The sequence below is a fragment of the Mesorhizobium sp. M2A.F.Ca.ET.043.05.1.1 genome, from assembly GCF_003952445.1.
Lineage (GTDB): Bacteria > Pseudomonadota > Alphaproteobacteria > Rhizobiales > Rhizobiaceae > Mesorhizobium.
Map to the genome: position 1 here is coordinate 6329069 of NZ_CP034446.1, position 14351 is coordinate 6343419.

Genomic DNA, 14351 nt, shown 5'->3' on the forward strand with positions numbered 1-14351 from the left:
ATCGAACAACCCGCCTGCTTACTCTAGTGGCGCATCTCCGGAAACTTCACCTGGCCGAGGATATGCGTGGCGCCCTCCTCGATGTCGCGCACGATCGCACGACGCGCCCGCTCGCCGTCGCCGGCCTCGATCGCCGCCACGACCTCCTCATGGTAGTCGATGCCCAGAATGCCGGCGAGATCATCCTCGAAACCGATATGCAGGTTTCGCAGGAAAGGCCCGACCTGCATCCACACCGTCTCGATGAGGAAGATCATCTGTTCGTTGCCGCAATGGCGGTAGACCCCGAATTTGAAGTCGTGGTTCTTGCGCAGATAGTTTTCGATCCCGCCATTGCGGGCGGCCTCAGTGAGCTCGGCGCAGTGGCGCCGGATCGCGCGCAGATTGTTGCCGTTGATGCGTTTCGTCGCGAGCTCGGTCGCGGTGCCCTCCAGGATGATGCGCACCGCAGTCAATTGCGAGAATCGATCGGCGGAGATCAGGGGCACCTCGACGCTGCCGTTCGGCATCGGGCTCAGCGCCCTCAGCGCCTGCAGCCGGGTGAAGGCGCTGCGCACCGGCATGTCGCTGGTGCCAAGCTCCTTGGCGAGCTTGCGCGAGGTCAGCTTCTGGCCGGGCTGCAACTGGCCCGACATAAGGGCCCGAACCAGCTCCAGATAGACTTTCTCATGCAGGGGAACGGTATCGACAGCGGTCAGTCCGATTCGCGATTTGTCGGCCATTGGCTCTCGTTGCTTCGTCGTCCTGAAAGCTGCTTCGTCGCTCTATCCGCCGCGGGGACAGGTTCCGATGGCATTGGGACGCACGATAGACGGTTAACGCGCGCCGCCGCAAGGGAGCGCGCGTCCGTCCCCAACCGCGTCATTGCGACTGCGGCGTTATCGGACCCCGATGCCCGCCAAAAGACCGCCATCTATCCTGTAATCGGCCCCGGTGCAGAAGCTTGCCTTGGACGAGCATAGGAACGCGATCAGTTCCGCCACTTCCTCCGGCTCGCCGATGCGGCCGAGCGGATGCGCCTCGCCGAAGCGTTTGAAGGCAGCTTCGACATCCGCATTGGGATCGTCGGCGCGGGCGGCGCGTTCGAGGATCGGAGTGCGGACGGATCCCGGACTGACGGAGTTCACGCGGATGCCTTTTCGGGCATAGTCGAGCGCCAGCGAGCGCGTCAGCGTGTGGATCGCGCCCTTGGTGGTGGCGTAGGCGGCGACATTCTCCTGGCAGGCGGTGCCTTGCACCGAGGCGACGTTGACGATGGCGCCGCCGCCGCGCTTGATCATCTCGGGTATGCCGAAACGGGCGGTGAGATAGATCGATCCGACATTGACCGACATCGCCCGGTTCCAGGTCTCGAAACCCGTCGTCGTGGCCGTGCCGTAGGGATGCACAGCGGCCGAATTGACGATGACGTCCAGCCCGCCGAATTTCTCGACGCCGGAAGCGATCGCCTTCTCCACCTGGTCGGGCACGGCAACGTCCGTGGCCAGTACCAGCGCGGCCGCACCCGCGCGGTTGAGCTCGGCCTGCAGCATCGCGTTGGCGGCTTGATCGATGCCCAGCGCGATGATCGCGGCGCCGCCCTCGGCGAGACGGCGCGCGGTTGCCTCGGCGATGCCGGTCGTTCCCGTCACCAGGGCGACCTTGCCGTCGAAATCGTTCATGGACAAAACTCCTGCAATAATGGACGAAAGCGCCAGTCGATGGTTCGTCGGCGGTGCCGAAATCACCTTATTTGACTGCCATTGTCATCCGACAATATGGTCGATCGCAACCACGCTGAAGCGCTCGCGCCGAAAAGGGTTCGGTCGATGCGGCTTTACGTCTTTGTTTTGATGCATGGCGGCCATTCGGAACGACATCGATGAAAACGCATGCTTTGGGAGGCAATCATGGAACAATGCTGGCGCTGGTACGGCCCGAACGACCCGGTCACGCTCGACCACATCAAGCAGGCCGGGGCGACTGGTATCGTCACGGCGCTGCACGACATCTATGACGGCAGCGCCTGGCCGCTCGATGCCATTCTCGAACGCAAGCGCATCATCGAGGTGGCGGGGCTGACATGGTCGGTGGTCGAAAGCATTCCTGTCCACAACTCCATCAAGACCGGCACGCCGGAACGGCAGCGTTACGCGGGCTGGTACAGGGACACGATCCGGGCGCTGGCGAAGGCCGGCATCTCCACGATCTGCTACAATTTCATGCCGGTGGTGGACTGGACGCGCACCGATCTCATGTACCGGCTGCCGACCACCGGCTATGCGCTGCGCTTCGATGCGCTCGACTTCGCCGCCTACGACGTCTTCGTGCTGAAGCGGCCGAATGCCGAGGCGAGCTATAGCCCGGTGCGGTTGCAGGAAGCGGAAGCGCGGCTCAAGATTTTGAGCGCCGAGGACATCGACAGGATAGAACGCAACCTGATCGCCGGCCTGCCGGCCACCGAGCGCACCTACAATCGCGAGACGATGCGTCTGGCGCTTGCCGATTACGCCGCGATCGGTCCGGCCGAACTGCGCGCCAACCTCGCCTGGTTCCTGAAGGAGATCATTCCGGCTGCCGAGGAAGTCGGCGCGCGCATGTGCATCCATCCCGACGATCCGCCGTTCTCACTCTACGGCCTGCCGCGCGTGGTTTCCACGGCGGACGACGCGCGCTTCATCGTGGGAAGGGTCGACAGCCCGTCCAACGGACTGACCTTCTGCACCGGCTCCTACGGCGTGCGCGCCGACAACGATCTCATCGCGATGATCGAAGAGTTCGGACCGAGGATCCATTTCGCGCATCTGCGCAACGTGACGCGCGAGGCGGATGGCTCGTTCTACGAGGCCGAGCATCTGGAAGGCTCGACCGACATGGCCGAAGTCATCCTGGCGCTGATGAAGGAGGAGGCGCGCCGGCGCAAGGAAGGCCGGTCCGACTGGCGCATCCCGATGCGGCCGGACCATGGTCATCTGCTCGCCGACGATATCGGCAAGACCAGGATCAATCCCGGCTATTCGCTGATCGGCAGGCTGAAAGGCCTTGCCGAGCTGCGCGGCATCATGCGCGCTGTGGAGCGGTTCGAGCTGGCCTGAGAGGCGGACGCCGAAGCGTTTGGCATGGCGGCCTGACCCGATGAGGTCGCCGCTGAGCCGGGCCGCCGCTCAGTTGGAGGGAAGGCTCTCAAATCGGCGTTGAATCTCGTTCGTCCTGGCGACGTAGCTGCGCCAGCCGCCATAGGCCGAGATGTCCGTCGCCGCCGCCAGGCCGACGCTCTCGGCCAGGAAACCCTTCGCCGAGGTGCCATCGTCGAGCTCGATGGTGCCGATGCCGAGCGGCGGCGGAATGGCCGCGACGAAACGGCCGAAGGCGTCGGCGCAAAGGCGCCAGACCTCGATCTCGATGGCGGTGCCGCCGTGGCAGACCCGGACAAGCCCGGGCTTGGGCGGGGTCTGGCCGGCGAGCTCATAGAGCTTGTAGGACGGCGCCGTCCGCGCCGACCTGCTGAAGCTTGCGCCGGCCTCCTTCAGTTGGCTATTGAGCGGCATTCCCGAAAGATGAGCGCCGACCACCACCAGCTCGATCGTGCCGTCATCGGCCGGCGCGCCGACAGGCTGCGCGCTCGACTGCGGCCATCCCGTCGCGCCGAGAGCGAGGCCGCTCGCGGCATGGAGATCGCGCGCTACCGCCGCGACGAGGCCGTCGCGTCCTGCGGCGGCAAGCAGGGTCACGCTCATCGGCAGGCCGTCGTCGCGCGTGCCGGTCGGCACGGCGATGCCGCACATGTCGAGCAGATTGACGAAATTGGTGTAGGTGCCCAGCCGGCTGTTGGTGGCGATCGGATCGGCGAGCACGGCATCGACGGTATAGTGCGTAGGCGCGGTCGGCACGCAGAAGAGATCGACGGAAGCTATGACCGGGGCGAGGCGGGACTTGTAGGCCTGCAAGGCATAGAGCCCGCGGAAAGCGTCGGCGGCGGACAGGTTCCTGGCGCCACCGACAATCTTGCGCGTCACCGGATGGAGGGCTGCTTCATTCGCTTCGAAGAAATCGCGGATCGCCGCATAGCGCTCGGCGACCCAGGCGCCTTCGTAGAGAAGGTTGGCGGTGGCGTAGAAGTCGCCGAACGGGATTTCGACAAGCCGGGCGCCGAGCGTTTCCAGGGCGGCGAGCGAGGTCTCGAAGCCTGCCTGCATCGACGCGTCGCCAAAGAACTTCAGATCGGCCTTTGCCGGGATGCCGATGGTCAGCACCGGTGGACGGGCGGCGAGAGGCTGGACAGCAACCGCTCGCGAATAGGGATCGGCGGCGTCGTGTGCGGCAGCGGCCGAGAACACGGCATTGGCGTCATCGACCGTCAGCGCGAAGACCGAGACGCAGTCGAGTGTCCGGCAGGCCGGCACGACGCCCGTCGTCGACAGCGCGCCGACCGTCGGCTTCAGCCCGACAATGTTGTTGAGGCCGGCCGGGATGCGGCCAGAGCCGGCGGTGTCGGTGCCGAGCGCGAAGGAGACGATGCCGCGCGCCGTCGCAACCGCCGAGCCGGAGGAGGAGCCGCCCGGCACGAGTTTCGGATCGATCGCGTTCCTTGGGATCGGCCAGGGTGTACGCACGCCGACAAGGCCGGTGGCGAACTGATCGAGATTGGTCTTGCCGACGACAAAAGCGCCCGCTGCCTTGAGCCTCGCCACGACCGTCGCATCTTTGTCCGGCGTGTAGGCATATTCGGCGCAGGCCGCCGTGGTCGGCATGCCGGCGACATCGATATTGTCCTTGACGGCGAAGGGGATGCCCCAGAGCGGCTTGGCCACGGCATCGAAAGGACCGAGCGCCTCGGCCTCGGCCAGCAACTCTTCTTTCGTCGCAAGGTGGATGAAGATGCCGGGGTCGCCGGCCGCATCGATGCGGGCAAGGACCGCATCGATCACCTCGGCGATGCCAAGCCCGCTTTGGTAGGCGGCGCGCAGGCTGGCGATGTCGAAGCGGATGTCGCTCATTTCGTCTCCCCCAGAATGATCACCGGCAGGTCCCACTGGATCAGCACGACGCAGCCGTCCTTCGTCCACACAGAATGCTCGCTGCCGACCGGATTGAGGATCACGCTGCCCGCTGGATAGTCGCCGTTCTCGTCGCTCTGGGTGCCTTCCAGCACGATGATGGTTTCCAGCCCGGCATGGCGGTGGCGCGGCACGCCGGCGCCCGGCTGATATTTGAGCAGCGCGACCGACGGTTCGACCGGGCCGCCCTTGAGCAGCCAGTGCACGGTGACGCCGTTGCGGAAAGGCTCGAACGCCAGATCGCGCCAGCCACCGTCAAGGAGGCCGGCAAAGGCAAGATTAGGCATTCGCAATTCCCTCGAGGACCTGATCTGTGGTCGCCGTCCAGCCGACGATGGCGCCCTGCGCCCTAATCATGGCGAGCGCGGCCGCCTTGAATTCGGGAAAGTAGCTTTCCGTCGCATCCTCGGCGACCAGGCACTCATAGCCGCGGTCGTTCGCCTCGCGCATCGTCGTCTGGACGCAGACTTCGGTCGTCACGCCGGCGAACACCAGTTGCCGCGCGCCGAGTCGTTTCAGGTCGTCGCCGAGGCCGGTCGCGTAGAAGGCGCCCTTGCCGGGCTTCTCGATGACGATCTCGCCGGGCAGGGGCGCGAGCTCGTCGAGGATCGCGGTGCCAGGCTCGCCGGCGATCAGGACGCGGCCCATCGGGCCGACATCGCCGATCCGGATCGAGGGATTGCCGCGGTCGCGTTTGGCGGGAGGCAGGTCTGAAAGGTCAGGCCTGTGGCACTCCATGGTATGGATCACCGGCAGGCCCGCGGCGCGAAAGCCCTCGATCAGCCGCTTCACCGTCGGCACGATCGCCGTGACCCGGCTGACGTCGTTGCCGAGGCTGGCGCCGAAGCCGCCGGGCTCGGCGAAGTCGCGCTGCATGTCGATGACGATGAGCGCCGTCGTTTCGGGCCTGAAGGCAAAGGCGAAGGGCTGCGCTGCGATTTCCGCCATCAGTGGTGCCCCGCCATGTGCTCGCCGATGGTCTGCACGCTCGCCTGCGCGATCGGCGTCTCATAGACCAGCGCGCCGTCGGACATGACGAGGATACGGTCCGAGAGTTCCAGCAGCTCGTCCAGGTCTTCCGACATCAGCAGCACCGCGGCTCCGGCGTTGCGCGCCTTCATGATGCGGGCGCGGATCTCGGCGACGGCGGAGAAATCGAGGCCGAAACACGGGTTGGAGACGATCAAAAGGTCGACCTCGCCGGTGAGCTCGCGGGCGAGAACGGCGCGCTGCACATTGCCGCCCGAAAGCGAGGCGATCGGCGAAGACAGCGATGCGGTCTTGACCTTGAACTGCTCGACCAGACGGGCGCTGAAGGATTTGATCGCGCCGGCGCTGATCCAACTCACCGGCTTGCCGTTGCCGTCCACGTCGAAGGTGCGGAAGGCGATGTTCTCGGCGACCGTCATCCTCGGCGCGCAGGCATTCTTCAGCGGCTCCTCCGGGATGAGGCGGACATTGAGCGCGCGAGCCTCGGCGCGCGTCGCCGCATAGGCGCTGCCGCGCACCATCACCTCGCCGCCATTGCGCGGACGCTGGCCAGCCAGCACCTCCAGGAACTCCTTCTGGCCGTTGCCGGAAATACCGGCGATGCCGACGATCTCTCCCGAACGCACGCCGAGATCGGCGATGTCGATCGACTTCAGCCCGGTGCGGTCCGGCGCCTTCAGCGCCTTCACCTTCAGCACGATCTCGGCGTCCAGCTTCGGCGCCGCGCGGCTGTCGAGCGCGGCGATCGGCTGGTCGCCGATCATCATCGCGGCCATCTCTCTGTGGGTTAGATCCGAGACCTTGCCGGTTCCGGTGAGCCTGCCCTTGCGCAGCACGGTGATGTCGTCGGCGAATGCGGTGACCTCGTGGAATTTGTGCGAGATCATCAGCACGGTGAGGTTGCCGGCCTTGGTCATGCCGCGCACCAGGCCAAGCACTTCCTGCGCCTCGCCTGGAGTGAGCACGGATGTCGGCTCGTCCAGCACCAGGAAATTGCGGCCGAGATAAAGCTGTTTGATGATCTCCAGCTTCTGCTTCTCGCCGGCGGCGAGTTCGGCCACCTTGACGTCGAGCGGCAGCTTGAAGGGCATGCGTTCCATGAATTGGGCAAGCGCTGCGCGCTCCTTGCGCCAGTCGATGACGCCGGGCACCTTCTCGCGCGAGATGACCAGGTTCTCGGCGCCCGTCAGCGACGGCACCAGCGTGAAATGCTGGTAGACCATGCCGAGGCCGAGCGCCGAAGCATCCCTGGGGCTGACGATCGCGACCTGGCGTCCGTCGACCAGCATGTCGCCCGATGTCGGGTGGTAGAAACCCATCATGCATTTGACCAGCGTCGACTTGCCGGCGCCGTTCTCGCCGAGCAGGGCATGGAAGGAGCCTGCCGGCACCTTGATGGAGACATCGTCCAGCGCCGTGAAGGCGCCGAAGCGCATGGTCATGCCGATGGTCTCGACGCCGATCGCCTTTCCTTGCGTTCCACTCATCGCCGGCCCCTCACGGCAACTGCGCGACGAGCGCGGCGGAATTCGACACCGCGCCGAACACGCCGCCCTGCATCTTGATCATCTTGATCGCCGCCAAATGGTTGCCGTAGTCGGTCGCCCCGCAGCAGTCCTCCAGCATCACGCATTCGAAGCCGCGGTCGTTGGCCTCGCGCATGGTGGTGTGCACGCAGACATCGGTGGTGATGCCGGTGAGCACGATGTTGTCGATGCCGCGCTGGTTGAGGATCAGCTCGAGATCGGTGGCGCAGAAGGAGCCCTTGCCGGGCTTGTCGATGATCGGCTCGCCCTCGGCCGGATAGAGGTCGGGGATGATGTCCCAGCCCGGCTCGCCGCGCACCAGGATGCGCCCGCACGGACCCGGATCGCCGATGCCGGCATTGATGCGGCGCGAGCGCCAGCGCTTGTTCGCCGGCAGGTCGGCGAGGTCGGGGCGGTGGCCCTCGCGGGTGTGGATGATGGTGTAGCCCTTGGCCCGCATGGCGGAGAGCACCGATTTGATCGGCTCGATCGGCGCGCGGACCAGCGACAGGTCGTAGCCCATATGGTCGACATAGCCGCCAGGCCCGCAGAAGTCGGTCTGCATGTCGATGATGATGAGCGCCGTGTTGTCGGGCCTGAGATCGCCATTGTAGGGCCAGGGATAGGGATCGGCGTCGATGTAGCGCTGGGTGATCTCGGCTCTGGCGTTCATGGCGAAAACTCCGGTCTCTCAAGCGATTCCAGGGGCGGTGCGTGATGCGCGGTCATTTGGTGATCGACAGTTCGCCGGGCGCGCCGGCGAGCGTGCGGCTCGGCGACGAGGTGGCGATCATGATGATGAGGGTGAGGATGTAGGGCGCGGCGTAGAAGAGGTAGTAGCCCTGCGTGACGCCCACCGACTGCAGTGCCGGGCCGAGCGCGCCGGCGCCGCCGAACAGGAGCGCTGCGGCAAAGCAGCCGAGCGGGTTCCAGCGCGCGAAGATGACCAGCGCCACCGCCATCAGTCCTTGGCCGGACGAGATGCGCTCGGTCCAGCTGCCGGGATAGTAGAGCGACAGGTAGGCGCCGCCGATGCCGGCCAGCGCGCCGCCGACGCCCGTCGCCAAAAGGCGCACCGTGTTCGGGTTGAGGCCCATGGCGCGCGCCGCATCGGCGCTGTCGCCGACCACGCGCACGATCAGGCCGATGCGCGTGTTGCGGAAGGCCCACCAGAGGAAGACGGCAAGTGCGGCACCGATCAGGAACAGCACGTTGACGTTGAGCGCCGCCTGCACCTGCGGGATGTCGGACCAGTTGCCGAACGGGATCGCCGGCAGGTCGGGCGCCGAAGGCTGGATGAAGGGCTTGCCGAAGAAGAAGGCGAGCCCGGTGCCGAACAGCATCAGGGCGATGCCGATGGCGATGTCGTTGACCTTCGGGAATTTGCAGATCCAGCCGTGGAAGAGGCCGAAGCAGAGGCCGGCGAGCGCCGCGGCCAGAAGGCCGAGCCATGGCGAGCCGGTCATTACCGCGACCGCGTAGGCGCTCATGGCGCCGAACACCAGCGTGCCTTCGAGGCCGAGATTGATGCGGCCGGAACGCTCGGTGATGGCCTCGCCGAGCGAGACGAAGATGAAGGGGGTGGAGACGCGGATGGCCCCGCCCAGCATGGCGAGCGGCACGCCCCACAGTCCGATGTCGGTCGTTTCCATCAGGTGCTCCTCCGCCAGAGGTCCGGGTTGAAGAGCTTGAAGCGGCCGTAGAAGGTTTCGCTGAACAGGATGACGATGAAAAGCATGCCCTGCAGCACCAGGACAGTTGCGTCGGGCAGGTCCATGCGGCGCTGGATCAGGCCGCCGGACGCGTCGATGCCGCCAAGCAGGATGGCGACAGGGATGATCGCAAGCGGATTGTGGCGGGCGAGGAAGGCGACGAGGATGCCGGTATAGCCGTAGCCGGCGGCAAGCGATCCGTTGGCGCTGCCCTGCACGGCCGCGACTTCCAGCATGCCGGCAAGGCCGGCGAAGCCGCCCGCCAGCGCGGTGAAGCCGACAATCAGCGGACCGACGGCCAGCCCCTGGACTTGTGCGGCCCTGACATTGCCGCCGGCGATGCGGGCGGCAAAACCCCAGCGGGTCTTCTCGACCAGCAACCAGGAGAGCACGCAGGCGAGGATGCCGACGACGAGGCCCCAATGCACCTCCATGCCCGGTATGTTGCCGACGCGATAGATGTCGGCCAGCGGCTGGGTCGAGGGCTTGTTCAGCGAGGCCGGGTCGCGGAGCGGCCCTTCCACCAGATGGTTCATCAGGGCGATGGCTATATAGGCCATCAGCAGGCTGGAGATGGTCTCGTTGACGGCGCGGTAGTGGCGGAGCGCGCCGACGACACCTATCCAGATGCCGCCGGCGGCTGCGCCCCCCACGCCCATGAGGAGGATTACGAGGAAGGACGGCGCGCCGTTCAGCGCGACGCCGATGGCGGCCGCGGCGACGCCGCCCAGCACGATCGCGCCTTCGCCGCCGATGACGACCAGGCCAAGGCGCGCCGGCAGCGCCACGCACAGCGCCGCAAGCAGGAGCGGCGCGCCGCGCGACAGCGAGTTCTGGATCGAGAACCAGGAGCCGAAGCCGCCCCGCCACATCGTCTCATAGAGCTGCACCGGCGACTTGCCGACAGCCAGGATGAACAGGCTGAACAGCACCATGCCGACGACCAGCGCCGCAAGCGGAATGACGAACGCCTCCGCCCGCCTGGCGGTCCATTCGAGCGCCGCCCGGTATCCTCCGGCGTCGAGGATGGTCCGCACGTCCGGGCTGCTCACAGTGTCCGCCATATCCCGTCTCCCTCGGCCTGCTTGAAGCGTGCCTCAAGCTCTTGCTCGGATGCATGTCGTCATCCCAAAACCGCCGCACAGTTTTGGGCGACACGCAATGCCTCAGGCTGTCGAGCCGACGACGCCCTCGACGAGATAGTCCATGCTTTCGAGCTCGATGGCGGTCTCGACGAAGGCCTGGCCTTCGGTCGCGACGACGGCGCCCTTGTTGCTCTTCAACGGTCCCTTGATGACGGAGAAGCCGCCCTTCATCATTTCGGCCAGCGTGGCGTCGAACTGCTTGCGCGCCGCTTCGCCGACGGCGGGGCCGAGCGGGCTCATCTTGACGAAGCCGTCGGCCAGTCCGCCGCGGGTGAAATTGGGCAGCGGCTTGCCGGCGATGAGGTCGTCGACGAACATCTTGTAGACCTTGGCCCAGTTCCATTCCGCGCCGGTCAGGTATTTTTCCGGCGCCAGCGGGCTCTGGTTGGCGTGGTAGCCGCAGATGAAGGCGCCGCGGCCGGCGGCTGTCTCGACCACCACCTTGGGGCTGTCGACATGGCAGGTGACGACATCGGCGCCTTGATCGATCAGCGCATTGGTGGCCTCGGCCTCCTTCACCGCCAGCGACCACTCGCCGGTGAAGATCACCTGGCAGGTGATCGCCGGATCGACCGAGCGCGCGCCGAGCAGGAAGGAGTTGATGTTGAGCAGGACCTGCGGGATCGGCTTGGCGGCGACGAAGCCAAGCTTCTTCGACTTGGTGGTGTGGCCGGCGACCACGCCGTTCAGGTACTGGCCCATGCCGATATAGCCGAAATAGGAGCCGGCGTTCATCGGGTGCTTGTCCTTGTTCCACATGCCGCCGCAATGGCGGAACTGCACGTCGGGGAACTTGGCGCACATGGCCAGCATATGCGGATCGAAATAACCGAAGGAGGTAGGGAAGATCAGCGAGGCGCCGTCGAGATTGATCATCGATTCCATCGTCTTCTGGACGTCGACCGTCTCGGGGACGTTCTCTTCCTCGACAATGGAGATGCCTTCGATGCCCTTCAGCGATGCAGCGCCTTCGGCATGCGCCTGGTTGTAGCCATAGTCGTCCTTCGGGCCGACATAGATGAAGCCTACGGTCGCGGCGGCGGCGCGCGCCGCGCGAATCGGAAAGGCGGCAGAGGCCAGACCGAGCGCCGCCCCGGCGGCGGAGGTCTTGAGCAGGTCGCGGCGGCTAAGCATGAATTTCCCGGTCATATCGAATGCTCCCCTTTCTTGGACCCCGGTGGGGTCGGTTAACGCCTCGTCCAGAAAGTGCATGCAATCACTGTGCCAGTTCCTTTCTCGGATTTTCTGTAATAAAATCAGTAGACGAATTTAGAACGTCTGCATAAACCAAAGGCAAGTGCATGCACTTTTTGCCTTAGAAGTGATCAATTTGACATCGAGGTTAAAATCTAGGCATACAGGGATGCGATCTTGAGTCGAAACAGCCCGTGGGTCGTCCACCCAGCGGGCCGTCCGCAATTAAACTGGGCGGGAGGAGACGTGTCGGGAAGGCGCTTGGTCAGGTCGGGCACGACCGTGGATCAGATGGTGCGGGCAATCGCGGACCGCATCGTCACCGGCTATCTGCGTCCTGGCGAAAAGCTCGACGAGGGCTCGCTCGCCGCCCGCTTCGACGTTTCGCGCACGCCGGTCCGGGAGGCACTCGGCCAGTTGAGCGCCATTGGGCTGGTCGAGAGACGGCCCAACCGGGGCGCGATCGTCGCCGTGGTCACGCAGGAGCATCTGGCCTCGATGTTCGAGAGCATGGCCGAGCTGGAGGCGATCTGCGCCCGCTTTTCCGCCGAGCGCATGACCGGCGCCGAGCGTCGCTCGCTGGAGATGGAGCATCAGGCGTCGGCGCGCATGGTGCAGCTCGGCGCCGAGGAGGATTACGAGTATTTCAACACCGAGTTCCACAGCAGGCTTTATCGCGGCGCCCACAACACGCATATCCACGATCTGACGGTGGCGACCCGCAGCCGGCTGGCGCCGTTCCGGCGCGCGCAATTCATGCTGCCGGGCCGGCTGGCCAAGTCCTGGCAGGAGCATGATGTGATCGTCACCGCGATCATGCGCGGCGACGCGGCGGCCGCGGGCAAGGCGGCCCGGGATCATGTGTCGATCGTCAGCGAGGCGAGCGCGGTGTTCGCGACAGTCGATCTAATGGAGCCGAGGCTCAGCCGATCCGCGCGTCGATGATCTCGACCGGACAGGCGCTGGTGGTCGACGGCGGCGAGAGCATCGGCTGATCTGGTCCAGCGAAGCGGACTTGCGCCGGCGGCGATGATCGGTCAAACCATAAGCTCACTTTGACAGGATCGGTCATGCAAGCTGCAAAACAGCAATACCGCGCCAGGCATTTTGTTGCCTGCGGTATTTCTTTTGCGCGCGCGGGATATCACTGATCATGCGCTGCTGCCGCCACGAGAACCTGCAGCGCGCGGAGGAGACGAAGGTCGGCTCGCATGTTGTTCGCGACGGCTGGACCGAAGGGGTGCAAGGCGCGTTGCACCCGGCCCTTCGGCCGGCCATCAGGCGGGCGTCCGTCCTCGGATAACGCAGCTTAGATAACGCCCTACCGGGAACGGACATGCCCGCCGAAGCGATTTCTCCTTCGTACGGACATGACCAATGCCTGACAATCTGAACACCTCATTCCCCGGCGCGGACACGCAAAGCTGGCTGAAGACGCACGCGATCAACGAAGTCGAATGCTTCGTGCCGGACATCAACGGCGTGCTGCGCGGCAAGACCTTGCCGGTCGCCAAATTCCTCAAGTCGCTCGACGACCGCGCGCTCTATTTGCCGAGCAGCGCCTTCCTGGTCGCGATCGACGGCCGCTATTCCGGCTCCATCGACGAAGGCTTTGCCTATTCCGATCCGGACATGCGCATGGTGCCCGATGTCTCGAGCCTGTGCCTTGCGCCCGGCAGCGCCGGCCGAGCCTATGTTTTTGCCGATACGTTCCACATGGACGACCGGCCGTGGATGGCCTCGCCGCGCCATGTGCTGAAATCCGTGCTCGACCTTTATGAGCAGCGCGGCTGGCGCGCGGTGGTGGCGCCGGAGCTCGAATTCTACCTGACGGCGCCAAATCCCGACCCGGATCGTCCAGTCACGGCACCGGTGGGACGCAACGGCCGGCCGGAAAGCGTGCAGCATCCCTACGACATGCAGGCGATGGAGGAGTTCGGAGCGGTGACGCGGCGGCTCTATGAATACGCCGCGGTCGTGGGCTTGCCGGTGGAGACGCTGATCCACGAATCCGGCACGGCGCAGCTCGAGATCAATCTCCTGCACGGCGATCCGCTGACGCTCGCCGACCAGGTGCTTCTGTTCAAGCGCCTGGCGCGGCAGATCGCTCAGGCGAACGGCATGCACGCGACCTTCATGGCCAAGCCGGTCGCCGCGCAGGCCGGCAGCGCCATGCATCTGCACATGTCGATCGTCGACCGGAAGGGCGAGCCCCTGTTTGCCGGCGAAGACGGCGAGGACAGCGCGATGTTCGCGCATTTCATCGGCGGCTTGCAGAAATACATCCCCGAAATCATGCCGCTGTTCGCGCCGCATGCGAATTCGTACCGGCGCATCCGCCCCGGCCACAGCGCTCCGGCCAACCTCGAGTGGTCGCATGACAATCGCTCCTGTGGGCTCCGCGTGCCGCTGGGCGGGCGCGCCGCGCGCCGCATCGAGAACCGTCTGCCTGGTGCCGACGCCAATCCTTATCTGGCGATGGCCGGCTCACTGATCGCCGGCTATCTCGGCATCGAGGAGAAGCTTGCACGCTCGGAAGAGGCCTTTGGCAATGCCTATAAAAGCAAGAGCACGCTGCCGAAGACGATGGAGGAAGCGCTCGATCGTTTCGCTGCCTGCGAGCCGGTGCGGGCGCTGCTCGGCGAGGATTTCTTCCAGACCTATCTGCGCGTGAAGAGCGTCGAGCTAGACCTGTTCCAGAGCGTCGTGACGTCCTGGGAACGCGACCACCTGCTGCTCAAGGTGTGA

The 14351-nt window shown here is 65.5% G+C and carries 13 protein-coding genes; 3 read left to right on the forward strand and 10 right to left on the reverse strand.

From position 1 onward, the window contains the following. Window positions 1–23: 23 nt before the first annotated feature. Both EJ069_RS30510 and EJ069_RS30515 read right to left on the reverse strand, forming a co-directional pair. Complete coding sequence (locus tag EJ069_RS30510) at window positions 24–722, reverse strand: GntR family transcriptional regulator (protein WP_126064281.1); 699 nt, start codon at window positions 720–722, stop codon at window positions 24–26. 156 nt (window positions 723–878) lie between these two features. Beyond that, entirely contained in the window at window positions 879–1661 is a 783-nt protein-coding gene (locus EJ069_RS30515; protein WP_126064282.1) for an SDR family oxidoreductase, read from the reverse strand. A gap of 228 nt (window positions 1662–1889) precedes the next feature. Between EJ069_RS30515 and uxuA the strand changes: the two genes are divergently transcribed. Further along, window positions 1890–3074, forward strand: a complete 1185-nt coding sequence (gene uxuA / locus EJ069_RS30520) for a mannonate dehydratase (RefSeq protein ID WP_126064283.1) — start codon at window positions 1890–1892, stop codon at window positions 3072–3074. A gap of 69 nt (window positions 3075–3143) precedes the next feature. Here uxuA and atzF read toward each other — a convergent pair whose 3' ends face one another. The 8 genes from atzF to EJ069_RS30560 form a co-directional block, all read right to left on the reverse strand. After that, window positions 3144–4976, reverse strand: a complete 1833-nt coding sequence (gene atzF / locus EJ069_RS30525) for an allophanate hydrolase (protein WP_126064284.1) — start codon at window positions 4974–4976, stop codon at window positions 3144–3146. After that, window positions 4973–5323 carry a cupin domain-containing protein gene (locus tag EJ069_RS30530; RefSeq protein WP_126064285.1) on the reverse strand — a complete coding sequence of 117 codons (351 nt, stop codon included), beginning with the start codon at window positions 5321–5323 and terminating at the stop codon, window positions 4973–4975. The genes atzF and EJ069_RS30530 overlap by 4 nt, the downstream gene beginning before the upstream one ends. Further along, window positions 5316–5984 (reverse strand): isochorismatase family cysteine hydrolase, encoded by a 669-nt coding sequence (locus EJ069_RS30535; protein ID WP_042640635.1) that lies wholly within the window; start codon window positions 5982–5984, stop codon window positions 5316–5318. The genes EJ069_RS30530 and EJ069_RS30535 overlap by 8 nt, the downstream gene beginning before the upstream one ends. Next, window positions 5984–7513 (reverse strand): ABC transporter ATP-binding protein, encoded by a 1530-nt coding sequence (locus tag EJ069_RS30540; RefSeq protein ID WP_126064286.1) that lies wholly within the window; start codon window positions 7511–7513, stop codon window positions 5984–5986. The genes EJ069_RS30535 and EJ069_RS30540 overlap by 1 nt, the downstream gene beginning before the upstream one ends. Window positions 7514–7523: 10 nt before the next feature. Then, the gene (locus EJ069_RS30545; RefSeq protein ID WP_126064287.1) at window positions 7524–8225 is read right to left on the reverse strand and encodes an isochorismatase family cysteine hydrolase; all 702 of its coding nucleotides are present in this window, start codon (window positions 8223–8225) and stop codon (window positions 7524–7526) included. 52 nt (window positions 8226–8277) lie between these two features. Beyond that, the gene (locus tag EJ069_RS30550) at window positions 8278–9204 is read right to left on the reverse strand and encodes an ABC transporter permease (RefSeq protein WP_126064288.1); all 927 of its coding nucleotides are present in this window, start codon (window positions 9202–9204) and stop codon (window positions 8278–8280) included. Beyond that, window positions 9204–10328, reverse strand: coding sequence for an ABC transporter permease (locus EJ069_RS30555; protein WP_126064289.1), 1125 nt, complete (start codon window positions 10326–10328; stop codon window positions 9204–9206). The genes EJ069_RS30550 and EJ069_RS30555 overlap by 1 nt, the downstream gene beginning before the upstream one ends. 102 nt (window positions 10329–10430) lie before the next feature. Continuing rightward, window positions 10431–11558 carry a BMP family ABC transporter substrate-binding protein gene (locus EJ069_RS30560; RefSeq protein ID WP_126064290.1) on the reverse strand — a complete coding sequence of 376 codons (1128 nt, stop codon included), beginning with the start codon at window positions 11556–11558 and terminating at the stop codon, window positions 10431–10433. Between the two features lie 336 nt (window positions 11559–11894). Between EJ069_RS30560 and EJ069_RS30565 the strand changes: the two genes are divergently transcribed. Both EJ069_RS30565 and EJ069_RS30570 read left to right on the forward strand, forming a co-directional pair. Next, window positions 11895–12548 (forward strand): GntR family transcriptional regulator, encoded by a 654-nt coding sequence (locus tag EJ069_RS30565; RefSeq protein ID WP_245456728.1) that lies wholly within the window; start codon window positions 11895–11897, stop codon window positions 12546–12548. Window positions 12549–12980: 432 nt separating this feature from the next. Further along, complete coding sequence (locus tag EJ069_RS30570; protein WP_126064291.1) at window positions 12981–14351, forward strand: glutamine synthetase family protein; 1371 nt, start codon at window positions 12981–12983, stop codon at window positions 14349–14351.